Genomic DNA, 24,178 nt, shown 5'->3' on the forward strand with positions numbered 1-24,178 from the left:
CAATACTTGTTTGTATGTCATTGCGCGGCTATTGCGCAATGACATACAGCAAATAACAACATAGGAAATTACTTTGGCAAAAGCGGAAAAAAAATCTCATGCAAATATAGTTACGCCGGACGACAGCGCAATTTATTGGAAACCGCAATCAAAGCTATGGTTTTGGCTTTCAATATTTTCGTTTATTTTCGCATATGCTGTTGACTATTTTATTCCGTTCAAACAAACGGTAAACCCTGCGCCTTACAGAACGTTTTTGCTGATACTTGCAGGTTTGTTTGTAGCTTTATACGCAGTCTCAATAAAATTTACGACATTGCGAAAAAAGTTATACCATAAATCGCAATTTATTTTTGCTCTTGGAATAACTCTTGCAGCGTGGGATTTGCTTACGGCAAAAAGCGGAATTTTTCCCCTTCCGTTTTTTCCCGGACCTTTGCAAATTGTAGATGTAACGGTTAAAGATTCTTTGACGCTTTTTATAAGCACCGTATATTCGCTTCGTTTATTTTTCGTAGGACTTATCGTAGGAATATTTTTAGGATTTATTACCGGAATTTTAATAGGCTGGTATCGCCAGTGGGACTACTGGCTTTCTCCGGTAATAAAAGTAAGCGGAGTTATACCGGCGGTAGCGTGGATTCCCATTGCAATTGCGGTTTTCCCCAACAGTTTTATTACCGGCGTATTTTTAATTTTTATAGCGTCGTGGTTTTCTGTTTCCTACATGATGGCGCAAGGAATAGCTTCCACGCCTAAATCTTATTTTGAAGTTGCAAAAACGCTTGGCGCCGACGAAAAATTTTTACTTATTCATGTTGCAATACCAAATGCCGTTCCGAATATTTTTACCGGAATTATGACGGCAACGGGCTTATGTTTTGCAACTCTTGTAGTTTCCGAAATGATAGGGGCAAAAGCCGGACTTGGCTGGTATATAAATTGGGCGAAAGGCTGGTCAATTTATTCAAAAGTTTACGCGGCAATTATTATTACCGCTATTGCGTTTTCCATAATTCTTGCAGTTATCAGCATAGCGCGCAGCTACCTTTTGCGCTGGCAGAGAGGAATTTTAAAATGAGCGCGCAAACATTAATAAACATTAAAAACGTAAATAGAATATATACGGACACAAAAGGCAACAAAGTTTACGCTTTAAAAAATGTAAGTTTGGAAATACGTCAGGGCGAATTTATATCTTTTATAGGTCCGTCCGGTTGCGGCAAAACTACGCTTTTGCGTCTTATAGCCGGGCTTGACCAGCCGCAGTCGGGCGCTCTGTATGTTCAGGGCGAACGCATAGAAAAAACAAGCCACGAGCGCGGTTATATTTTTCAACAGCCTACACTTTTTCCGTGGAAAACAGTTGAAGAAAACGTCGCTATAGGACTTAAAGCGCGCGGCGTGTATCAAGAGAAGAAAAATGAAATTGCGCAATATATAAAGCTTATAGGTCTTAACGGATTTGAAAAATCTTACCCGCACGAAATTTCAGGCGGAATGGCGCAAAGAGTCGCAATTATAAGAGCGTTAATTAACGAACCTAAAATTCTTCTTCTTGACGAGCCTCTTGCGGCGCTGGACGCTTTTAAACGCATGGAGCTTCAGCAAATGCTTACGGAAGTTTGGAGCAAAACAAAAACAACAATGGCGCTTGTAACCCACGACGTGGACGAAGCCATTTCGCTTAGCCAAAGAATAGCAATAATGACGGCGCGCCCGGGAGAAATAAGCAAAGTAATAGACGTAAATCTCGGACAGGAACGAAACAGAAACGACGATGACTTTATAACATTAAGAAAAGAAATTTTAAAAGAGCTGCATTTAGTAACAGTAAAGCCCGAACCGGAATACAGAATTTAACGACAAAGTGAAAAGTAAAAAGTGAAAAGTGGAATTAACTGCAATGCTAAAACATCTTATTTATTCCGCTTTACACTTTCAACTTTCCGCTTTGCCTCTAACAAGGGGTTGCAAACATGAGTAAAATAAATTTAAAAGCATCTGAAGTTCAGGTGCGCGAAAACAGGCTTGGTTCCGTCACAGGGTATGAGGGAACCGCAAAAGATCTTGTAGAAAAAGCAAGAGCGGGCACGCTGCAGGATAAAAACCGTTCGTTTAGCCAGTGCCTTGGCTGTTCAACTTCAAACGCAGCTTGCACAGTTGTGCTTGTGCAGGACGCCGCGGTAATAAGCCACGGGCCTGTAGGCTGCGCCGGATGTCTTCAGGAATACGCTTTTACTTACAGAGTAAACGGCAAGCACAGAGGCGTAAAAAATCCTACTCAAAGAAGAATTTTCTCAACCAACATGGAAGAAGCCGATACGGTTTACGGCGGAAATCAAAAACTTTCAGACGCTATAAGAGAAGTTCATAAAAGAGTCAATCCGAACGCAATTTTTATAATTACAACTTGCGCCTCAGGCATAATCGGCGACGACGTCGGCGGCATAGCCGACGAAGCCGAAGCGGAACTCGGCATACCCGTAGTTGCAATATTTTGCGAGGGTTTCCGCTCTAAAATTTGGACTTCCGGTTTTGACGCCGGTTATCACGCCATAGCAAGAAAATTAATTAAAAAAACAGATAAAAAGCAGCCCGATTTAATAAATATTGTAAATTTTTGGGGCACGGATATTTTTGCCGAGTGGTTTAAAAGACTTGGGCTTAGAGCAAATTATCTTACGCCTTATGCGACGGTAAAACAAATTTCAACTTCCGCAGAAGCGGCGGCAACCATACAGATATGTTCTACGCTCGGCTCTTATTTGGCGGCGGCATTAGAGCAGGAATATAATGTTCCGGAAATAAGAGTTTCTCCTCCTTACGGAATTGAGCAAACCGACAGATGGTTTAGAGAACTCGGCAAAATGACGGGCAAAGAAAAAGAAGCCGAACAGTTTATAAAAGAAGAAAAAGAAAAGTGGCTGCCGGAAATTGAAAAGATAAGAAATAAACTTAAAGGAAAAACCGCTTACGTTACCGCGGGAGCATCGCACGGACATTCGTTGCTTGCGCTTTTAAAAGAGCTTGGCATGCAACCGCAGGGCGCGGCAATTTTCCATCATGACCCGATATACGACAACGGCGCGGTAAGCAACGACACTTTACAAAACGTTGTAAACGATTACGGAGATATTGCAAATTACAACGTTTGCAACAAGCAGGAATTTGAACTTGTAAACATTTTAAACAAAGTGCGCCCTGATATTCTTCTTGCAAGACACGGCGGAATGACGCTTTGGGGAGCAAAATTCGGAATTCCTTCGCTGTTAATAGGCGACGAGCATTACGGAATGGGTTATGAAGGCATTGTAAAATACGGAAACAGAATTCTTGAAACCATTGAAAACGACGAGTTTGTAAAAAACTTGGAAAAGCATACTATAAAACCTTATTCAAAATGGTGGCTTGAACAAAACCCTTATCTTTTCTTAGGAGGAAATACCGATGGCGAATAAGCTTATAGAGCAGCAGAGATTTATGTGCGCAATTGGCGCAATTCAAACGGTCGTGGCAATACCTAAAGCCGTTCCGCTTCTTCATTCGGGTCCCGGATGCGGCACAATGGTTCAAGGATTTTTTGAACGCTCCACAGGTTATGCCGGCGGAAGCACTTCCCCCTGCACAAACTTTACCGAAAGCGAAGTTGTTTTCGGCGGAGAAGATAAGTTAAGAAAAATTCTTTCAAACACTTATAAAGTTTTAGACACGCAGTTGCAGGTAATTCTTACGGGCTGCACTTCGGCAATAGTCGGCGACGACGTAAATTCCGTAGCAAGGCAGTTTGGCGAAGAAGGAAAGCCTGTAGTTTACGTTGAAACGGCAGGATTTAAATATACAAATTATCAGGCGCACAGTTTAGTTGTAAACGCAATTATAGACCAGTTTGTAAACAAAGTTTACGACAAAGCCGCCGCAAAAGATGCTAATCTTGTAAATATTTTTGCGTCAATACCGTATCAAGATCCGTTTTGGAAAGGCAATCTTGAAGAGATAAAAAGACTTCTTGAAGGCATAGGCTTAAAAGTAAATATTTTATTCGGGCCGAATTCAAACGGAGTATCCGAATGGAAAACAATTCCGCAAGCAGGATTTAACGTTTTAATTTCTCCGTGGTATGGAACGGAAATAGTTGAAAATTTGAAAGCAAAATATAATCAGCCTTTTTATCAGTTTCCATACATTCCAATAGGCGGAAACGAAACGACAAAATTTTTGCGCGAGCTTATAGATTACGCAAATAAAAACGGCGCTAAATTAAATAAAGAAAAAGCGGACGCTTTCATAGCTCTTCAAGAGCAGGATTTTTATGAAGAAATAGACAATCTTGCAACTTTTCTTTTAGAGTTTAGATACGGGCTTCCAAACTTTTTCCACGTGCTCAGCGACAGCGCTTATGTTTTGGGAATAAGTAAGTTTTTGCTCAACGAAGTAGGCATAGTTCCTAAAGAACAATTTATTATGGAACAAACGCCCGAGCAGTATCAGCAGAAAATTTTGGATATTGCAAAAACAATTTCAAACAAAAGAGAAATACCGGTTTTCTTTGAACCCGACGGCGGGCTTGCGCAGGAAACAATACGCAAAGCGGTTTACCCGGGACGCGGACTTATTATCGGCGGCGCGTGGGACAAAGAGCTTGCAAAAGAAAAAGATTACGATTTTCTCTCGGCGGGACTTCCGTCAACATACAGACTTATTCTTACAACGCCCTACTTCGGGTATAAAGGCGGATTAAGATTGATAGAAGATATTTACAACGCTGTTTTGGCAACATACAAGTAACGGTAAAGTGAAAAGTGACACGAAGTGTCATTCCGGAATTTAACAGCAAAGTGAAAAGTGAAATTAACGACAAACAACAATTACGAATTACAAAATAAAACAAAAAAAGGAAAATTAAATAGTAGAACTTGACTCTGCTTTGATAATTCGCGTTAGAGATCAGTTTGACGCTTACAGCACAAACACCAATAAAGTTTTGGAAGCCGGCATAGATCTAAAGACAAGACTTTTTAGCGAAGGCGGAGATTCTCCGTATGCAAACATAATTGCCGTAAATTCAAAAAGAGTTAATGACCCGGCAATTGTAGCGCTGGTTAAGGCTTTAAAAACCGACAAGACAAAAAAATTCATTAAAGAGAAATACAAAGGCGCAGTTATACCTGCAAAATAATTAGTATCTTTCCTCGGCGAGCACAAATATCTCCGCCGGGGAAGAAAAAAATAAAACGAAGAAAAACTATTTCTTCCGCTTGAGCTTTTCTATTTGGTCAACCTTATGTAATACGTATAAGGTTGACCGATTTTTTTATATTTTGTAAAATCTGTTTACGGTTAGGAAGATAGAGAAGTTAATTTTGTTAAAAAATAAATTTTCTTATCCTTGTAAAAATAAAATATATTAATCATATATGTTTTACTTGACAAATTAAAAATAACTTTGTATTATTTTGCATTAACTAATACATATATGTTTTATATGTATTAGAAATTTGGGGTTAAAAATGGCTTTAAAAAAAATTGCATTTGCATCAACCGACGGAGTTTACGTTGACGAACATTTCGGAAGAGCCGATATGTTTTATATTTACGATATACTTCCAAAACCTTCTTTAACCGAACGCAGAAGGTTTGCAAGATCTACGGAACGATGTCACGACGAAAGCAATTTTGAAAAAGCGTATGAAACTTTAAAAGACTGCGAAGCCGTATTTGCAAGCAAAGTAGGTCAAAGCGCGGCGGAGTTTCTGATAAAAAAAAATATAAGAGTTTTTCAGGTAGAAGAAAAAATAGAAGACGTTCTTGAAGCAATAATTGAGGAAAATAAAAATGAGCAACAATAATATAAACACAAAAGTTATACACGGCGGAATTGCGGAAGATGAAACCACCGGCGCGGTAAGCATTCCTATTTATCAGGCTACAACTTTCAGACAAGTTGAGCTTGGCAAAACAAAAGCGGGATATGAATACGGGCGCTCGGGCAACCCTACGAGAAAAGCGTTGGAATCTTTAATTGCAGATTTGGAAGAAGGCGCGGCGGGTTTTGCTTTTGCTTCCGGTCTTGCGGCTTTAACAACGGTTCTTTTTCTTTTTAAAAGCGGCGACAAAATTTTAACGTCGCAAAACGTTTACGGCGGAACTTTTAGAATATTGGACAAAATATTTAAAAATTTCGGCGTTTCTTATGAAATAGTTGATACCGCAAATTTAATGATTTTGGAAGAAACTTTTAAAAAAGATAAAAATATTAAAGGGCTTATAATAGAATCCCCGGCAAACCCGCTGCTTACAATTACAGATATTAAAGGCGCAGCTGAAATTGCGAAAAAATACAACGCGCTAACTATTGTTGACAACACTTTCTTAACGCCGTATTTGCAAAAACCGCTTACGCTTGGCGCAGATATTGTAATCCACAGCGCAACAAAATATTTAGGCGGACACAGCGATGTTATAGCCGGACTTGCCGTAACAAAAGACCCGACGCTTGCAGAAAGAATAGGTTTTTTTCAAAACGCCGCAGGCTCAATACTTGAACCTTTTGACTCGTGGCTTTTAATTCGCGGAATTAAAACTTTGGCGGTTCGTTTAGACAGACATTTGGAAAACGCGGCGGCCGTTGCCGAATTTTTAAAAAATAATAAAGCCGTTAAAGAAATTTATTATCCCGGACTTAAAGATTTTAACGGTTACGAAATAAACAAAAAACAGTCTAAAGGCGCCGGCGCTATTATTTCTTTTATTTTGTCGGACAATTACGACTACAAAATATTTTTTAAAAATCTTAAAACAATAGCTCTTGCGGAAAGTTTGGGCGGCGTAGAATCTTTAGCGTGTCACCCCGCAAGCATGACGCACGCAAGCATCCCTAAAGAAATAAGAGAAAAAATAGGGATTACCGATAACTTAATAAGATTATCCGTAGGAATTGAAGATAAAAACGACATAATCGCAGATTTAGAACAGGCAATAAATCCGGCAGGTAAAAGGTAAAAAATAACAGGTAACAATATATGAAATATTATAACGATATTCGCGAATTAATCGGCAACACGCCGATAGTGAAACTTAACAATATAGATTTTCCGAAAAACGTAAATTTATTCGCAAAGTTAGAACTTGCCAACCCCGGCGGCAGCGTTAAAGACCGAATGGGCTTGGCGGTAATTTCAGCCGCCGAAAAAGAGGGGCTTTTAAAACCCGGCTCTACAATAGTTGAAACTACCGCCGGAAACGCAGGAATAGGCATAGCCCTTGCGGCAATAGGCAAAGGTTATAAAGTTATTTTTACGGTGCCGTTAAAATTTTCACAGGAAAAACAGCAGATAATGCGGGCATTAGGAGCGGAAATAATAAACACTCCTTATGAAGACGGAATGCAGGGCGCGTTTAAAAAAGCAGAAGAAATAGTCAGGTCAATTCCAAACGCAGTTTGCTTGGATCAGTTTAAAAATCCGGCTAATCCCAAAGCGCATTATCAGCAAACGGGAAAAGAAATATACGACGACTTGGAAGGGCAGATAGATTACTTGGTAGCAGGCGCCGGCAGCGGCGGAACAATAAGCGGCATAGCAAAATATTTAAAGTCTAAAAACAAAAATATAAAAGCCGTTTTAGCAGATCCTGAAGGTTCAACAATGGGCGGCGGGCAGGAAGGCTGCTATAAAGTGGAAGGCATAGGCAACACTTTTTTTCCCGAAACTTTTGACAGAAACATAATAGACGAAGTTATAAAAACAAACGACAATGATTCTTTTAAAGAAGTAAAACAGCTTGCGTTAAAAGAAGGAATTTTGGCGGGCGCTTCATCCGGAGCGGCATTGTCGGCGGCAAGAAAGTTAGCTGAAAAAATAAAATCGGGAAACATAATAGTTATTTTCCCCGACAGAGGCGACAGATACTTAAGTAAAAAAATATACGCATAATACGCAGGCCTAACTAAATGTTTACCTGCAAAGTTTAAGGAAAGCATATGAGTTTAGGGAAAGAAATAAAATCTAAAGATATAAAAGTAAGCCGGCTTCATCCGTGTTTTGGCGGAAAAGCTCATAATAAATACGGAAGAATTCATCTTCCGGTAAGCCCTGCCTGCAACATTCAATGCAGATTTTGCAGCAGAACTTTAAACAAAACCGAAGAACGTCCGGGAGTAACGGGACAAGTTTTAAAGCCGGAAGAAACTCCGGCAATAGTAAACAAAGCTTTAGAATTGTGTCCGGAAATTACGGTTGTAGGCATAGCCGGTCCCGGCGACACGCTTGCTACGGATAACGCTTTAAAAGCTTTTGAACTTGTTCACAGCGAGCATCCGGAACTTATAAAGTGCTTAAGCACAAACGGTCTTTTGTTGCCGCAAAAAGCAAAACAGCTTGCAGACGTCGGCGTTAGAAGCGTTACGGTTACAGTTAACGCGGTTGACCCTGTAATTTTAGATAAAATCGTTTCGCACATAATTTATAACGGCGTCCGGCTTACGGGGCTTATTGCGGCGGAAATTTTAATAGGCTCGCAGCTTGAAGGAATAGAAAAAGTTGCGGCTCTCGGAGTAACGCTAAAAGTAAACACCGTATTAATTCCCGGCGTAAACGACAAACATATTTCTGAAATTTCTAAAGCCGTAAAAGCGGCGGGCGCAAATATTTACAACATTATCCCCCTTATACCTCAAGGAGAATTTATAAATTTTAAAGCGCCTACTTGCGACGATTTAGCGCAGGCAAGAAAGTCGGCAAGCGATTTTTTGGAAGTTTTTTATCACTGTAAACACTGCAGAGCAGACGCCTGCGGAATTCCCGGCAAAGAAGATTTATCATCAAAACTTTACGACAGACAGCCGGATACGTTTTCGCACGGATAAAAAACAGCAATTAAAAATTGAGAATTGAAAATTGAAAATTCACGACATAACGGACAATATATGAGCAAAATAAGAATAGCTTTGGCTACCAGCGACGGGAAAATAATAGATCAGCATTTTGGCAAATGTCAAAAATTTACCATTGTTGATTACGACTCGGACAGCAAAAAATATGAAGTAGCGGACATTCGCGAGGCAGAGCGAATGTGCAGCCCTACAGGGCACACGCAGCAGGGGTTGGAAAAAACAATTAAGTTGTTGTCGGATTCAAAATACGTAGTAGTAAGCAGAATAGGAATATGGATAACGCCTATTCTTAAAGAGAACGCAATAACAGCCGTTGAGTTTTCAGGAAACATTGAAGAAGCATTGGCAAATATACAAAAGGGGTTGTAAAAATGGCAAAAAAAATTAAACAGATTGCAATTTACGGAAAAGGGGGCATAGGCAAATCAACAACTACTTCAAATATCAGCGCGGCGTTGTCCACGTTAGGATATAAAGTAATGCAGTTCGGCTGCGATCCAAAAAGCGATTCAACAAACACGCTGCGTCAGGGAAAGTATATACCTACAGTATTAGATACTTTAAGAGACAAGCCGAATGTTAAAGCGCAGGAAGTTATATTCACGGGATTTAACGGAATATTTTGCGTTGAAGCAGGCGGTCCTGCTCCGGGAGTAGGATGCGCGGGAAGAGGCATAACAACCGCGGTACAACTTTTCAAACAGCAGCACGTATTTGAAGATTTAGATTTGGATTATGTAATTTTTGACGTTTTGGGAGACGTTGTCTGCGGAGGATTTGCGGTGCCTATACGAGAAGGTATTGCAGAACACGTTTTCACGGTTTCATCGTCAGACTTCATGGCAGTTTACGCCGCAAATAATTTGTTTAACGGAATTAAAAAATATTCAAACGCAGGAGGCGCGCTTTTAGGAGGCGTAATAGCCAATTCCATAAATCAGCCTTACGCAAAAGATATTATTGACGATTTTGTTAAGCAGACAAAAACGCAGGTTGTTGAATATGTTCCGCGCTCAGTAACGGTAACTCAGAGCGAACTTCAGGGCAAAACAACAATTGAAGCGGCTCCAAATTCCGCACAGGCGCAAGTTTATTTGAGTCTTGCAAAAAAAATAGCGGCTCACGAAGTTTCAAAAGTTCCGGAACCTCTTACGGTGTCGGAACTCAGAGAGTGGGCGGCAAAATGGGCAGACCATTTACTTGCTCTTGAAACAGGAACAATTGAAGGCGCAAAAGCAGGAATTTAAAAACTAAAAATAAAAAGCTGCTAAACGCGCAAACGTTTAGCAGCCGTCAAAGAGGCGATATACCTCTATGCACAAGTGTAAGTATATCACCCCTTGAATAAAAAAACAAGAGGATAAAATGAATAAGAAAATAATTGCAGCTTTAGTTGCTGCACTTGTAGTAGCAGGCGGAAACAGTAGCATATTCGCACAGAACGGCAGCGAAAGCGCAGCAGACAAACTCGGACTTAAAATATCAGGCGGCGGCACAATATTATTTCAGGGAACCCCTAAACTCAACGACGGTTCCGAAACATCGCAAAACGACGCAACTTACTCATTTGATTTAAAATTTGTAAAAGAGCTTTCAAGCAACAATAAAATAGTTATCCGCTTTGAAGGCGGAAAAGGATTCGGACTTCCTTTAGAAACCTACGGATGGGTAAACTCCGACGCAGACCCTTCAATAGACCCCGCATTCGGACACACAAGCGCAAAACTCACCGAGTTGTATTATGAACAAACTTTCCTTGACGGCAAACTTTCGTTTGACATCGGAAAATTAAACTATTGGTGGTTCTTTGACAACAACGCTTATGCCAACAATGAAACATCGCAATTTCAAACAGGACCTTTCGTTGTAAATCAACTTGTTAATAAGCCCGACAGAAACGTTGCGGCGGTAGTAGGTTATTCTTTCACCGAAATTGTCAGCGCGCAGTTAGGCTATTTTGCTAACGATCTTGACAAATTTGATTCTAACGGTTTGAGCGTTCTTCAAATTGATTTAAAACCTATTGAAGACGGAACCTACAGAGTTTACGGTTGGTATAACGCCAATAAAAATTTGTATAACTACAAAAAAATTGAAGATGAAGGCGGACTTAATGTAGCTGATTCTGCCAATATAAAAACCGAAGATTCTTATGGCTTTGGACTTAGCGCAGATCAGAAAGTAACAGAACATCTTGGTCTTTTTGCAAGAGTAGCATACAAAAAAGCAGACGCCGCAGAAGCTGAAATAAACTCCGCAATAATAGATGATGTTGCAACAAACAATTCTTTACTGTGGAACATCGGCGCATCAATCAACGGCGAGCTTTGGTCAAGAGCAAATGATACGGTAGGTATTGCAGTAGGGCAAATTTATGGTTCTTACGAATATAAGAAATACATAAATCCGGCTTATAAAGACGGCGCAGAAACGCAGGCAGAATTGTATTACAGCTACGCGCTTAACGACAACTTCGCAATTACGCCTGCAGTTCAGTATTTCTCAAACCCCTTGGGCGGAAATGCTACAACTAAAGACGACGTAGTTGTTTATGGAATTAGAACGCAGTTCAGCTTCTAAAACGTAAAAACGCAATCTGTTAATTTTTACCATAAAATAGAAGTATACGCGTATGCAAAAGAGCGGCGCAACTCTTAACCCCTGAGTTGCGCCGCTTGATTTTTACAACAGCTTTAATTACAAATTAGTTGTCAGCAAATAATTTATTTATAGACTTTGCTACTGCGCGCAATGTAGCAAACAAAAAGGCAAATACCCCGTCCGCTTCGCGTCCTCCGGTGCGCTCACCCCGTATTACAACCTTACGGGGCAGGCTCGTTTTTGGATTAACATCTTACTTACAAGCGCCCGTTCGTGGCTCGTGCTCCTTATTCGTCGCACACTCACCCCCTTTTAAAGGGTTAATGTTCAAAAAGTGTGGTTTTTTTGGGGTTTTTAAAGAAAAAAAACCATTTAACAAAAGCGATTTTATGTTTTTTAGTAAGCCCATTATGACGGCGTATATTTTCTTTTAATGTCTTAAATAGATTTTCTAAATAATTCGTATTGCTTGCTATTTGACGATCTTTTAAAAAATAGAAAATATCTTTTAACGAGTCTTTTAAAAAAGTATTTGCTTTGTTTATTTCTTTGTATTCATAGCTTTCATTTGGCAAAGATTTTATAAAAGGTTCATATTTCAAACGCCAGTTTGTGTAAGCATTTTCAAATTCTTCTTTATTCTTTTGGCTTTTAATTCTTGAGCAGGCAATGGCAATGCTTTTTAAGTCTTGCGCCGCTTTTGTCTTAGAGTTTTTATGCAAAAACCTGATTGTTTGGAAACTGGCATGGATCAAACATCTTTGCATTATGGCATTAGCCCAAACATCTTGAAAGACTTTCAATATTGTTTGATTCGCGTCGGAAATTAAAACTTTTGGTCTTAATCCAAATGCTTTTAATCTATCAAAATAGTTTCTTGCTTGCTGATAGTTTTCGCTTCTAACAAATTCGCAGAAAAATATCTTTTTTGTTTTGTTATCAGCCAAAACCAAAAAGCAATTGCCTCTGTGAAAATATGTTGCATCATAAAGAACATGTTTGATTTTTGACAGCTCTTTTTCATCACAAAGATTAGGCTCTTTTGAAAGCCAGTATTTAAGTGTCCTTCTAATTGTAGATTGCGAATGCTCTGACAATTTTGATAATTGTTTTACAGTGTAGCCTTGTGTAATCCACAATTTAAACCAAACTTTCTGTTTCTTGAGTTTGTTGCTACGGTTCTTCCAAATAAATGTTCTTAAGCATTTAAGACACTTAAATCTTGTTTTGTTTTGCTTTGTTTTTCCATGAATTCTTACGGCATTGCTTTTACAATACTTACAGCGTTTTTAACACGTTTATTAAACCCTTTTGATAATCATTGTATCAATATTTCTTTTTGTCGTCGTAATCTGGTTAGAAAAATGCCTCTTTTAACCACACTTTTTGAACATTAACCCTTTTAAAAGGGGAATCAAAAACACTGTTGGCTAAAATTCCCCTTTTGTAAAAGGGGTGTCAGGCAATGCCTGACGGGGTATTTTGTCGTTGATGCATATTTTTATTTTATTGTCAGTCTTTAACAATCAGAAACATTCGCTGACTCTTCACTTCAATACAACAAATAAAAAAGGAGCCGCGCAGTAAATTGCGCGGCTCTTTTTTTGTTTCTAATTTGTAATTGCTGTTTTTTGTCGTTTCTTACCCTCTTATCTTCCTACCTTCCTATCATCTATCCTTTAGACGCATTATCCGCCTATTTAGCTTTTTCCAGTTTTTTGGATTCCGATCTTCTGTTTTGAGAGTATGCGCTTTCATAAGAGCCGGCATTTAACGGCTTTCTCTTGCCGTAAGAAACTGTTGTAATTCTGTTTTCGGCCACTCCCAAGTTAATGTAATACTCTTTAACGGTTGCAGCTCTGCGATGACCTAACGCAATATTATATTCCTTTGATCCTCTTTCGTCGGCATGTCCTTCAACCACTATATTTACTTCGGGGTTTTTCAAAAGCCATTTTGCATTTTCTTTCAACGCTTCTTTAGCATTATCGGAAAGCTCGCTTTTGTCAAAAGCAAAATGGACTGTTTTCATATTTACTTCAACCTCCGGGCTTCCTATGTACACAGGTTCAGCTAAAGTCTGCGCTATCTCGCCAAACTCTCCGCTGTTTTCAACCGATTTTACTTGGGCTTCTTTAAAAGCGGCAACGGTTGCTATTGCTCCGTCTTTTCCATATGCTATAACTCCGTTATAATTATTTTTTTCTTCGCTATTTAATATTTTTTCGGCGTTTATTTGACTTTCCTTGGAATTTATAATAATGGGCTTTTTTATATTTACAAATACCGGCATAATATAACCGTCATTACCGTCAGAGCCGTCAGAATAAATATCCGCTTCGGCTCTACGCGGCGTAAAATACAATTGGTCGTCTTGGGCGGCGCCTTCTTGATTTTCATTTAAGGCAGAAGAATTATTTTTCTCCAACTGATAAACAAGCAGCGGCTTTCCGTTTTTGTCCACAACTTTACTGTCCCTAAACCACTTCTTAAAGTATGGGCTACCCGCTCCTTTTTCTTTCCATAACGTCTGCGCTGCTTTCACTTCTTCAACCGGCGCGCTGTCCGCAACGCCTGCCGTTTCTGCCGCCGCGTAGGGGCTTACGCTGTTAGCTTTAAAATTTACTTGCTGCGAGTCATAATCTATTTTTCTTTCTACCTGCGTTCTTAACTCATACTCTTGTATCGGCGTTATTGTTTCTTTCTCATACGCTTTAATCGCTTCAAGCAAGTTGGCTTTGGGCGCCGTAAGCCCTCCTATACTATCATAGGCATCTTCGGAGTATTCTTCTTTTTTTGCGCTGTCCGCTAAAACTTTTTTTATTTGCTCAATATATCCTGAGTATGTTTTTAACGGAACCCCTTCCTCCTGCTCTAAATCAACAGGTTTTCCCCCCTCAATAGATTTAAAATCTTCGCCAAGCAAATATGCTGCCGCGTCATATTCGGTGTTTTCCGAAACATTGTTTCCTGTTTTGGCGGTTTCTCCAAAGCTATATCTTATTCCTAAATTGCCGCCTATCCCTTCTTCTTTGTCGCCTTTTTCATATGTCGCTTGTCCGTATATATACAAGTTGTTTGATATTCCCACATCTATGCCTGCCGCTCCTTCAAAACTTCCTCCTCCCAAATCAGATGCATACTCTGCTGCTGCGTAGTTTATTTTTCCTTTTCCGGAAAACTCATTGCTGTAAGATAGCTCTATGTATGGCTCTACTGTTAACCCGTTTGTTCTTACTTTTACATACCCAAGCAATATTCCCGCTTTTCCCGTTATATAATCCGCATCGTCGTAGTTTAAACTGCCTATTCCGTTTTTAACTTCTGCCGCTCCTCCTGTTGCTTTCAAATATGTCAGCTCTGCTTTGGGTTCTATTCTTACATAACTTCTTTCTCCGGTTTTCTGCTTAAACGTTTTTCCAAGCTCTATGCTTGCTCCCAAAATATTTCTTTCCGGTTTAAACGTAAGCTCCGTGCCGTCGGCTGCGTAGTTTGTCATATCTAATTTTGTCAAAAAGTCCCTTACCGTTACATCTACAAACCAGCCTTTTTCATTTACAAACGATACGTAAATTCCTGCGCTTGGCGCATTGCCTGTGCCTTTGGCGTAAACTCCGTTATCTTGTTTTGTTTTTATGTCGCCGCTTTGAATATATCCTGCCATTATTCCTACATACAATTTATTTAACGCGCTCAAATTAAATAAATAGTCGTATCCCGCTTCAACGCCGAATAATGTTAAATCTGTCCCTATTAAATCGTTCACGCTTAACTGTTTTCCATACGTTCTTAACCATATTCCGTTGTTACCGCCTTCAAAAGCGCGTAAGTCGCCCAATCGTTTTTCCAGAGAATTCATTCCGGTTTTTGCAAGGGCTACGTTTATTATTGGTATGTTTGCCATTATTTTAAAGACGTTTGTATATTGCGGATTTATTTCCGAACGCAGGAAATAATCAAACAATTCAGGACTTCCGTCTAACCCGCCTTGATATAATTTATACTCGTATCCGCCATTATCTACTTTTCCTCCTACAAGCGCAAACGTTCCCGTTGAAGCGTCCTGTATATCTACCAGCTTTATTCCGTCGCTTGTTGTTAGAGCTCCTGTTCCTCCGGCGTTGTGCACCCTTAACAACGTATTGCCGGTGTAGTTTGTAACATTAATTTTGTCCGCCGCAGAAGCGTCGTCGCCAAGCGCTACGTTCATATCTATAATAGGATTATTTGCAGCTGTAAAATTATTTATTGTCAGCGTCTTTCCGGCGCTTGCCGCGCGAATATCTATGTTGCCGCTGTCCATTTTTAGTTTTTCTACTATTGAACCGCCGGCTTGTTCCCACATTCCGCTGCTTATGTTAAGCTCTGCAGACGACGCCATTGCCGTTAACCGCCCTACTAATTTCCCGCCTTCATTTATTTCTGTTTGCCCTTCTATTATGCTGCCGGCTACTATTCTCATTTCCCCGCCGGAGTTAACTTGCGTGTTTATTGCGCTGCCGCCTATGCCAACTTCTTGGCTTGCTCCGCTATACAAAATAAAATTACTGGCAACTCCGTTTGATAAATAAAAAGAGTTTCCTGAAGCATTTATTCCGGTAATCTTGGCAGTGTCGCCTGCAACAATGCTATGACCTATTCCCCCGCCAACCGCTTGCGTTACATCTATTGACGACCCGCCAAGCAAAATATTGGTTATACCGCCGCTGCCAACCGTTGTGTCTGTGGCTGTTGCTCCGCTGGATATTATTTGCGTTCCGCCGGTTATTGTTGTGTTTGAAACTATGCCGGACACAACTTGCGTTCCGCCGGAATTTATTGTTGTTCCTTCAGTTGAAGCTCCGCTTTGAATAGTTTGCATGGCTAAATTATTAATCGTTGTTGATACTATTGTTAGCGCTGAGGTTACTGTTTGTAAAACCCCACTATTAATAGTTGTAGATGTGAAAAAAGTTCCGTTATTTATTTGCATAGAAGCGCCGCTATTAATAGTTGTAGATAGTAAAGAAGCTCCGGTAACCAACCTTAAATAACCACCGCTATTAATTATTGTGCCTACTACAGAATTACCGGGGAGAATATGAACTGACCCGCCATTGTTAATTACTGTAGAATAAACCGATGCTGCGCTACTGACGCCGCCGGCATAAACACTTCCATCAATTACCATTACGCCGTTACTATGTACCACAGTATTAGAAGCAACTCCGCCGCCATGAACACTCATTCCATTATATGAGTCCGTATTATTTATTAAAACCGTAGAGATTGCGGTTCCACCGCTGAAAATATTAAAAAATCCATTAATTACTCTATTGTTATATGCAACTCCTCCGTCATAAACATGTTGCGCGCCGCCGCCGTAAATTTGAAAATTACTTGCCACTCCGTTTTCAAGAGAAAAACTTGTGGCGCCATTTAGCCCTGTTACTTTTGTTGCGCCCAAATCCCCGTCAACAGATAAAGAACCATAATCACCCGGACGATAATATGTGCCGCTATAGGCTCCAACATACGTAACCATATTTCCGCCGTATTGTACAACGCCTATTGCAGAAGCTTCCGGATCTACATCAAGATATCCACCATCATTTAATACTGTATTGTAAGCTATCCCACCAGGATAAAGATACTGCTTGCCGTTAGAAAGTGTTGTATTAGACGCATATGCTCCCGTGTGTATATACTGCACTCCAAAATCAAAAATACTGCCGAAAAAATCATCAAAACCTGAAGAGCCTCCTGTTATAGTAGTTCCAATAGCGCTTCCCCCGCTATATACAGTCTGCGCTCCTCCAATAATATAAGTTTCATAAGCTGCTGCGCCTGATGATACTCTTTGTGTCCCGCGACTCAAATAAGAACCAACAAAAGCAGCTGAAATCACAGTATTTGAAGCAATCACACCTGAAGCTAAATGTTGCCAATCAGACGGAGCAAGAACAAAATTCATCACAATACCGTTTGAGGCATAAGCTCCCGGCATATAGTTGATACCGGTAATTTTAGTCTCACTATCTATATATGTGCTCAATATCACGGCGCTGGGAGCAGTAATATTTATAGCAGAACCACCATAATTTATGCGCATACTGCCATCTGCTATTAAAAAATGTGCATCCGATAATACACCGCCACTATAAATAGTAAAACCTCTATCTATAATTAAATTTGACGCCACTCCACTTGACATATAAAAAGAACCATATTGATTTGTTCCTGTAACTTTAGTTTCAAGCAAAGCTCCGGCTATACCTACTGCTCCAAATCCTCCTGCTGCTCCTGTTTGTCCTACATTGACTGCGCCATTTACATTATGTTTAACATCTATTGCAGACCCGCCTGCAGAAATATTCAGACTTCCTCCTGAATTCACCGTTGTATCGTAAGCAGTTCCTCCTGAACTAATATTAACTGTAGAATTTATAAATAAATTTGACGCTACCCCGTTTGATACATAAAAAGAACCGGATTGATTTGTTCCGGTGATTTTAGTTTCAAGCGATACACCGCTTGCCCCTAAATCAAATCCATAAATTGCACCGTCTATATGATTAACATCTATTGCAGACCCGCCATTACTAACCAAAAGACCACCGTTACTCATTATTGTACTATAAGCAATTCCGCCGGAGTTAACAACTTGATTTCCTCCTGAATTGAGTATTGTGCCGGAAGCAGTTCCGCCGGAGCTAACAACTTGATTTCCTGAGGAAAGTACTGTAGTGTCAATTGACGTCCCGCCTGAAGCAACAAACTGATACCCAGAACCTTCTATAATAGTACCCAATGCCACTCCGCTGTTATAAATAGTTTGGGTTCCAAAAACGCCTAAATGCGTGTCTTTTGCAAGACCTCCTGAAGACACAATTTGTTGAGCTCCAGCATTTAGAGAGTTTTTGCTGACTAACATTCCACTTGCTACTCCGCCATCGTATATTGCCTGAAACCCTTGATCAGTAAGATATCCACTAATAGCCAACCCGCCGGAATTTATATTTTGACGCCCGCTTGAAACAAGTTCCCCTGTTACAGTCATACCGCTATTTACATTTGAAGTGAAAGCGCCGTGAGCATAAGGGGCAAAATTTTGAGCGAGCATTGCCGTAAGAGCTACGGTTTGCACAATCTTTTTGCCGCCGTTAAAAAATCTGGTAATAACCGGGCCCCTGCACGCCGAGCTAAACGACGAAGACACATATTCGTCGGACGCCAAATAGGCGGACGATGATACCGGATAGTTTTCTAAAGGCGAAAATTCTTGAGGCTGTTTAGTCCCAAATAATTTCTCTTTTTTTATACTCATTGTGTTGCTCCTTGCGCACATTGCGCTATGAATTCAACTTATATTTTTTTATGTTACTGTTGCAAACAAACTATAACCGCATGCCATTTATTTTTATATTAATTATTGCCACCCTGAACTTGGGGCAATGCCCCTTGGGGTTAATAACCCTTGGGGTCAATAACCCTTAGGGTCAATGACCCTTGGGGCAATGCCCCTTGTTTCAGAGGCTGCTTTTTATTTTCAAATTTTTACTGCAACGACAAATCTTGAAACAATTCGCTTTCTGTGCTTCCCTTCTTTTTCGTAACCAGAGGCAACAACCTAAACGGCAAATACCCCGTCAGGCTTTGCCTGACACCCCTTTTTTATAAAAGGGGAATTAACTTCCCTCTTGCTTTGCAAGTCCCTCTCCCGCAAGGGGGTTAAAGGCGGGGTTAGGGGTTGCCTTTACTTTCTGTCTTTTGGCGCTGCTATGTTTTTATCTTTCATCAATCTGTCTATATGCCCTATTACTTGTTTTCCTGTTATTAAGCGCGTGCACTCAAATTGTCTGTCTGTTCCTTTGTGTTTGGGGCACCAGAAGAAATCTTTGTGATCAAAATTCTCATTCACGTCGTCCCAGCAGCCGTTGCAGCCGTGGCTGTTAAATACTCTGTAGGGATTATTCCACTCGCATATCGGCAGCGTAAAACCGCTTATCATTACTACCGGAATTTTGCTTGCCCACGCCAGCCAGCTTAAACCCGACGACAATCCAACAAAAAAATCAGCGTGCTGCAATATTGCTATTCTTTCCGCAAGCGGCTTGTTGCCCGTAAAATCTTCCGCGTCCCTTGGAACTTGCTGATATGTGAAGTTCTGTCCGAAAATATACTCCCTGTCTATTGCTAAAACCCTGTATCCTAAAAACTTCAAATACTTGCAGACTATGTCCCACCCGTGCCCGTTATTCCACATTTTCGGCAAGCTTGACGCTTTTGTGGCTATTACAACATACGGCTCTTTTATTTTTCTTTCGTAGCTCAAATTCACTTTCGGCGGCTCTTCCGTTGGATCTACTCCCAATATATATCCTGCCGTTCTGTGCAAACCCACTTGCCTGAAATCTATCGGCTGGTTATTTTTATCCCCTCTGAAAAACAATCCCATTTTATATGTGGCATACGGTTTTTCGTAACGGACTTTTCCGGGCATTGCGCTAAACTGCATATTGGGATACTGCGCCGCAAATATATCTACCATATCTTTGCCCATTGTAAGTTCTGTTGCGCATTTGTGTTTTATATAAAACTTTTCCGCGTATGGCAGCCAGCCGACCGTATCGCCCACTGTGCCCACCGGAAACTTTAACACAACTTCTTTGCCCGTTAAATTTAATTCATGCATAAACACCGGGTTGGGCTCGCCTCGTTTCCATACTTTTATTACAAACGGAATATAATACTTTTTTGTGCTTACAACCCACCCTTCGTCAACATCGCATATGAAAATTATATTGCCCGATTCGGCGTCTTCTATTTGCACGTGCCACTGCCCTTTGGGTAAAAGCACTCGGCAGCCGTCGTTAAAGTCAAACTTTATTCCAAGCGGTCCTTCTTGTGTGGGAATTGCCGGCGGCGGCGCAAAAAACGGATCTTTCAGCGCAACATTCGGCGCGTCCGCCCCTTGCGGCACGGCTGACGCCGTAACTATTTGCGGCGGCGCAAAAAATACGTTTTGCCCTGCTACGCCCATATGTTTGGGCGCGTCTTGCGCCGTTTTTTCCTGATTTATATTTTGCGACGTGTTTTTTTCTTGTTCTGGCATTTGGGTTCTCTCCGATAGATGTTATGTGAAATTGCAATATTATTTTTTAGAAGTTGCCTTATTTGTTGCCCTGAACTTGGGTCAATGACCAGTGTTTCAGAAACTGCTGTTTTTCTTTTAGATTTTTACTGTAACGCCAAATTCTGAAATAGTTTGTTTTCGGCGCTTTGTCTATTCTTCAGAACGAGCAACAACAACTAAACAACAAATACCCCGCCGGACATTATCCGGCACCCCTTTTGCAAAAGGGGAATTAACTTTCACACTCCGCCTGCCTCCTTTTTTTTAAAAGGGGAATTAACTTTTACTGCGTTTAATTATTTTCAAACGAAAAAAACCCGCCCGGTTAATTAAATAACCAAGCAGGTTTTAAATAAAATATATTGCTTACTTCGCTCTTTATAACAAACGTTAATATGCGAAGAATATCTGTCTGTCTGTCTGTCTGTCTGTCTGTCTGTCTGTCTGTCTGTCTGTCTGTCTGTCTGTCTGTCTGTCTGTCTGTCTGTCTGTCTGTCTGTCTGTCTGTCTGTAAATCATATTTTTTCTCTTTTTTTAAATGTAATAAATTTTACTTCGCTATTATAATTTAATTTCCTGAAAAAAGCAATATTTATGTTATTTGTTGACACAACTCCTGCGGCAAGCAAAAAGCCGTGTCAATAATTTGCTTTCATAACAATGACACGGCTTTGCCGTTACTTATCTTCCAAACTTCCTAACTTCTAAACTTCTGTCTTTAATTATACTTCAGCAAAAAGCGGCGTTGATAAATATCTTTCGCCGGTGTCCGGAAGTATAACTACTATTTTCTTTCCTGCGTTTTCAGGACGCTGCGCAATTACCGTGGCTGCGTGCAAAGCCGCGCCTGAAGAAATACCTACAAGAAGTCCTTCGGTTTTTGCAACTTCTTTGCCTTTTTTGAAAGCGTCGTCGTTGGCTACAGTAATTATCTCGTCGTAAATTTTTGTGTTCAAAGTATCGGGAACAAATCCCGCGCCTATGCCTTGAATTTTGTGAGGTCCGGGAGTTCCTTTGGAAAGAACAGGAGAATCCGCAGGCTCAACGGCTATAATTTTTACGTTAGGATTTTTAGATTTCAAATATTCGCCTACTCCGCTTATTGTTCCGCCGGTGCCTATTCCGGAAATTAAAAAATCAACTTTTCCGTCGGTGTCGTCCCAAATTTCAGGACCTGTTGTAGCTTTGTGAACCGCAGGGTTTGCAGGGTTTACAAATTGCCCGGGTATGAAAGAATTCGGCGTTGCTTTTGCAAGCTCGTCCGCTTTTGCAATTGCGCCTTTCATGCCTTTTGCGCCTTCGGTAAGAACAAGTTCCGCGCCGTAAGCTTTAAGTAAATTTCTACGCTCAATGCTCATAGTTTCAGGCATTGTAAGAATTATTTTGTATCCGCGCGACGCAGCAACGGAAGCCAAACCTATTCCGGTGTTTCCGCTGGTAGGCTCAATTATAATTGAACCTTTTTTTAGAAGACCTTTTGCTTCCGCGTCGTCAATCATAGCTTTTGCAATTCTGTCTTTAACGCTTCCCGCAGGATTAAAATACTCAAGTTTGCCGATAATTTCGGCTTTAAGCCCGTTAGCCTGTTCGTAGTTGTTAAGCCTTAGCAACGGAGTCTTGCCGATAAGTTCGGTAAGTTTGTTGTAAACTTTAGACATATACTTCCCCCTTGTTTTGAAACTCTCTTTAAAATAATGCATATATGAATTATATGTATTTAAATATTACTATATTTATTTTATTTTGTCAACACTTTATTTTATATAACATACAAATCAGCTATGTATTTGATTTTATGTTAATATAATTGTAGAATATTTAAAACAATATTGAAAGGAGCCTGATTATGAAAATATCGGCAAAGGCAAGATACGGACTTTCTTCAATGCTATGTCTTGCGCAAAAATATAACACCGGAGAATACATTACAATAATAAGCCTATCGGAAAGATTAAAAATATCTAAAATATATTTGGAACAAGTTTTTTCACTTCTCAAAAGAGCGCGTCTTGTTGTATCTACAAAAGGTTCGCAAGGCGGATATCAGCTTGCAAAAAACCCTAAAGAAATATCGGCTTTTGATATTCTGCTTTCAATAGAAGCGGCGCTGTTTGAAAAAACCGCCGACACCGTAGCAAAAAGCGACGCGCCAATAGAAAAAACCATGCAAAGATTATTTGGCGCGCTTGACGACAATATCAAAAAAACTCTTACAAGCATATCTCTTGAACATCTTGTTTTAGAAGCTGAAAAACAAACGGGCGAAGACGGATACATGTTTTATTTATAGCAACTTATTATGAAATACAATTTTGATAAAATTATTGACAGAAAAAATACCAACTCTTTAAAATATGATTTTGCGACGGAGTGCGGGTTGCCGGCAGACGTGCTGCCGCTTTGGGTTGCCGATATGGATTTTCAAACGCCGCCCGAAGTTGCCGATACGCTCGTTAAAGTTTCACAACACGCAATTTTCGGATACAGCGAAACAAAAAAAGATTATTTTAACGCCGTGCGCAATTGGTTTTTTAAGAGATTTAATTTTGATATAAAGCCGCAATGGCTTGTTAAAACTCCAGGCGTTGTTTTTGCAGTTTCAACCGCAATAAGAGCGCTGACAAAAGAAAATGATTCTGTTTTAATTCAAACTCCGGTTTACTATCCTTTTTATTGCAGCATTGAAATTAACGAAAGAAAAATAGTAAAAAATCCTCTCGTATATTCCGACGGCAAATACACAATAGATTTTCAAGACTTTGAAAATAAAATAATTGAAAATAAAGTTAAACTTTTTATTTTGTGCAGCCCGCACAACCCCGTAGGGCGCGTGTGGACAAAAGACGAGCTTACAAAAATCGGCGACATATGTTTAAAACACAACGTAATTATTGTGTCCGACGAAATACACTGCGATTTTGTTTACAAAGGGCACAAACATATAATTTTCGGTTCTATAAACGAAAAATTTTTAAATAATTCAATAATATGCACGGCGCCCAGCAAAACTTTTAATTTAGCCGGCTTGCAGGCTTCAAATATTTTCATTGCCGACAAAATTATCAGAGAAAAATTTAAACTTGAAATTGAAAAAACCGGTTATGAACAATTAAACACAATGGGTCTTGCGGCATGCCGGGCGGCTTACGAAAACGGCGCGCAATGGGTTGACGAGTTAAACGAATATCTTTCCAAAAATTTAGATTACATCCGCAATTTTGTAAAAACAAATTTTCCCAAAGTAAAACTTGTAGAACCTCAAGGCACATATCTTGTATGGTTGGATTTTAACAATTTGGTTAGCGCCGAAGAAGAGCTTTACGACATTATTATAAACAAAGCAAAACTCTGGGTAAGCAAAGGCACAGTTTTTGGAACCGAAGGCAAAAGATTTATAAGAATAAATATTGCATGCCCGCTTGAAATAATAAAACTTGCTTTTGAAAAACTAAAAGTCGCAATTGATAAGTAAATCTTTATCTTGACAAAACAAAAATAAGCTGATATACTTTTTCTATCTTAATAGCAATTGGCAACGACGCCAAGGATAATTTTAGTTTTTTTTATCT

19 protein-coding genes are annotated in these 24,178 nt (G+C 40.0%); 14 read left to right on the forward strand and 5 right to left on the reverse strand.

Annotated elements, in window-relative coordinates; translation table 11 throughout:
* Window positions 1–73 precede the first annotated feature (73 nt).
* The 12 genes from Epro_RS03515 (at window position 74) to Epro_RS03570 (ending at window position 11,473) form a co-directional block, all read left to right on the forward strand.
* Window positions 74–1,081, forward strand: a complete 1,008-nt coding sequence (locus Epro_RS03515; protein ID WP_052570610.1) for an ABC transporter permease — start codon at window positions 74–76, stop codon at window positions 1,079–1,081.
* Window positions 1,078–1,863: an ABC transporter ATP-binding protein gene (locus Epro_RS03520; protein ID WP_052570611.1), complete on the forward strand. Its 786-nt coding sequence runs from the start codon at window positions 1,078–1,080 to the stop codon at window positions 1,861–1,863. Before Epro_RS03515 ends, Epro_RS03520 begins: the two co-directional genes overlap by 4 nt.
* A gap of 116 nt (window positions 1,864–1,979) precedes the next feature.
* A complete protein-coding gene (locus Epro_RS03525) occupies window positions 1,980–3,461 on the forward strand; it encodes a nitrogenase component 1 (RefSeq protein WP_052570612.1) in 1,482 nt (493 codons plus the stop codon).
* Entirely contained in the window at window positions 3,451–4,788 is a 1,338-nt protein-coding gene (locus Epro_RS03530) for a nitrogenase component 1 (RefSeq protein WP_052570613.1), read from the forward strand. Before Epro_RS03525 ends, Epro_RS03530 begins: the two co-directional genes overlap by 11 nt.
* 118 nt (window positions 4,789–4,906) lie before the next feature.
* A complete protein-coding gene (locus Epro_RS03535; RefSeq protein ID WP_082121483.1) occupies window positions 4,907–5,179 on the forward strand; it encodes a MetQ/NlpA family ABC transporter substrate-binding protein in 273 nt (90 codons plus the stop codon).
* 331 nt (window positions 5,180–5,510) lie between these two features.
* Window positions 5,511–5,849 (forward strand): NifB/NifX family molybdenum-iron cluster-binding protein, encoded by a 339-nt coding sequence (locus Epro_RS03540; RefSeq protein WP_052570615.1) that lies wholly within the window; start codon window positions 5,511–5,513, stop codon window positions 5,847–5,849.
* Window positions 5,836–7,002 (forward strand): trans-sulfuration enzyme family protein, encoded by a 1,167-nt coding sequence (locus Epro_RS03545; RefSeq protein ID WP_052570616.1) that lies wholly within the window; start codon window positions 5,836–5,838, stop codon window positions 7,000–7,002. The genes Epro_RS03540 and Epro_RS03545 overlap by 14 nt, the downstream gene beginning before the upstream one ends.
* 20 nt (window positions 7,003–7,022) lie before the next feature.
* Window positions 7,023–7,934 (forward strand): PLP-dependent cysteine synthase family protein, encoded by a 912-nt coding sequence (locus Epro_RS03550; RefSeq protein WP_052570617.1) that lies wholly within the window; start codon window positions 7,023–7,025, stop codon window positions 7,932–7,934.
* A gap of 47 nt (window positions 7,935–7,981) precedes the next feature.
* Window positions 7,982–8,866: a radical SAM protein gene (locus Epro_RS03555; protein WP_052570618.1), complete on the forward strand. Its 885-nt coding sequence runs from the start codon at window positions 7,982–7,984 to the stop codon at window positions 8,864–8,866.
* A 60-nt stretch (window positions 8,867–8,926) separates the two neighbouring features.
* Window positions 8,927–9,262 (forward strand): NifB/NifX family molybdenum-iron cluster-binding protein, encoded by a 336-nt coding sequence (locus tag Epro_RS03560; RefSeq protein ID WP_052570619.1) that lies wholly within the window; start codon window positions 8,927–8,929, stop codon window positions 9,260–9,262.
* Window positions 9,263–9,264: 2 nt separating this feature from the next.
* Entirely contained in the window at window positions 9,265–10,140 is an 876-nt protein-coding gene (gene nifH, locus Epro_RS03565) for a nitrogenase iron protein (protein WP_052570620.1), read from the forward strand.
* A gap of 118 nt (window positions 10,141–10,258) precedes the next feature.
* Window positions 10,259–11,473: a carbohydrate porin gene (locus tag Epro_RS03570; RefSeq protein WP_052570621.1), complete on the forward strand. Its 1,215-nt coding sequence runs from the start codon at window positions 10,259–10,261 to the stop codon at window positions 11,471–11,473.
* A 341-nt stretch (window positions 11,474–11,814) separates the two neighbouring features.
* Here Epro_RS03570 and Epro_RS03575 read toward each other — a convergent pair whose 3' ends face one another.
* The 5 genes from Epro_RS03575 to cysK form a co-directional block, all read right to left on the reverse strand.
* Window positions 11,815–12,633 carry a transposase gene (locus Epro_RS03575; protein ID WP_158408996.1) on the reverse strand — a complete coding sequence of 273 codons (819 nt, stop codon included), beginning with the start codon at window positions 12,631–12,633 and terminating at the stop codon, window positions 11,815–11,817.
* Between the two features lie 557 nt (window positions 12,634–13,190).
* Entirely contained in the window at window positions 13,191–18,800 is a 5,610-nt protein-coding gene (gene pal, locus Epro_RS03580; protein ID WP_052570623.1) for a peptidoglycan-associated lipoprotein Pal, read from the reverse strand.
* 429 nt (window positions 18,801–19,229) lie between these two features.
* Window positions 19,230–20,588, reverse strand: coding sequence for an autotransporter strand-loop-strand O-heptosyltransferase (locus tag Epro_RS03585; RefSeq protein WP_202812865.1), 1,359 nt, complete (start codon window positions 20,586–20,588; stop codon window positions 19,230–19,232).
* A 411-nt stretch (window positions 20,589–20,999) separates the two neighbouring features.
* On the reverse strand, window positions 21,000–21,128 hold the full coding sequence (locus Epro_RS07190) for a hypothetical protein (protein WP_272945912.1): 129 nt from the start codon (window positions 21,126–21,128) through the stop codon (window positions 21,000–21,002).
* A gap of 203 nt (window positions 21,129–21,331) precedes the next feature.
* Window positions 21,332–22,267, reverse strand: coding sequence for a cysteine synthase A (gene cysK, locus Epro_RS03595; protein WP_052570624.1), 936 nt, complete (start codon window positions 22,265–22,267; stop codon window positions 21,332–21,334).
* Between the two features lie 188 nt (window positions 22,268–22,455).
* On the opposite strand from cysK, the gene Epro_RS03600 reads away from it, so the two are divergent.
* Window positions 22,456–22,899 carry an RrF2 family transcriptional regulator gene (locus tag Epro_RS03600; RefSeq protein ID WP_052570625.1) on the forward strand — a complete coding sequence of 148 codons (444 nt, stop codon included), beginning with the start codon at window positions 22,456–22,458 and terminating at the stop codon, window positions 22,897–22,899.
* Window positions 22,900–22,908: 9 nt separating this feature from the next.
* Entirely contained in the window at window positions 22,909–24,081 is a 1,173-nt protein-coding gene (locus tag Epro_RS03605; protein WP_052570626.1) for a MalY/PatB family protein, read from the forward strand.
* Window positions 24,082–24,178 lie beyond the last annotated feature (97 nt).

This window comes from Endomicrobium proavitum, assembly GCF_001027545.1.
GTDB classification, from domain to species: domain Bacteria; phylum Elusimicrobiota; class Endomicrobiia; order Endomicrobiales; family Endomicrobiaceae; genus Endomicrobium; species Endomicrobium proavitum.

Coding starts and splice junctions, on each gene's coding strand:
- Epro_RS03520 (WP_052570611.1), top strand. CDS start 1,078: ATGAGCGCGCAAACATTAATAAACATTAAAAACGTAAATAGAATATAT.
- Epro_RS03525 (WP_052570612.1), top strand. CDS start 1,980: ATGAGTAAAATAAATTTAAAAGCATCTGAAGTTCAGGTGCGCGAAAAC.
- Epro_RS03530 (WP_052570613.1), top strand. CDS start 3,451: ATGGCGAATAAGCTTATAGAGCAGCAGAGATTTATGTGCGCAATTGGC.
- Epro_RS03540 (WP_052570615.1), top strand. CDS start 5,511: ATGGCTTTAAAAAAAATTGCATTTGCATCAACCGACGGAGTTTACGTT.
- Epro_RS03545 (WP_052570616.1), top strand. CDS start 5,836: ATGAGCAACAATAATATAAACACAAAAGTTATACACGGCGGAATTGCG.
- Epro_RS03550 (WP_052570617.1), top strand. CDS start 7,023: ATGAAATATTATAACGATATTCGCGAATTAATCGGCAACACGCCGATA.
- Epro_RS03555 (WP_052570618.1), top strand. CDS start 7,982: ATGAGTTTAGGGAAAGAAATAAAATCTAAAGATATAAAAGTAAGCCGG.
- Epro_RS03560 (WP_052570619.1), top strand. CDS start 8,927: ATGAGCAAAATAAGAATAGCTTTGGCTACCAGCGACGGGAAAATAATA.
- nifH (WP_052570620.1), top strand. CDS start 9,265: ATGGCAAAAAAAATTAAACAGATTGCAATTTACGGAAAAGGGGGCATA.
- Epro_RS03570 (WP_052570621.1), top strand. CDS start 10,259: ATGAATAAGAAAATAATTGCAGCTTTAGTTGCTGCACTTGTAGTAGCA.
- pal (WP_052570623.1), bottom strand. CDS start 18,800: ATGAGTATAAAAAAAGAGAAATTATTTGGGACTAAACAGCCTCAAGAA.
- Epro_RS03585 (WP_202812865.1), bottom strand. CDS start 20,588: ATGCCAGAACAAGAAAAAAACACGTCGCAAAATATAAATCAGGAAAAA.
- Epro_RS07190 (WP_272945912.1), bottom strand. CDS start 21,128: ATGATTTACAGACAGACAGACAGACAGACAGACAGACAGACAGACAGA.
- cysK (WP_052570624.1), bottom strand. CDS start 22,267: ATGTCTAAAGTTTACAACAAACTTACCGAACTTATCGGCAAGACTCCG.
- Epro_RS03600 (WP_052570625.1), top strand. CDS start 22,456: ATGAAAATATCGGCAAAGGCAAGATACGGACTTTCTTCAATGCTATGT.
- Epro_RS03605 (WP_052570626.1), top strand. CDS start 22,909: ATGAAATACAATTTTGATAAAATTATTGACAGAAAAAATACCAACTCT.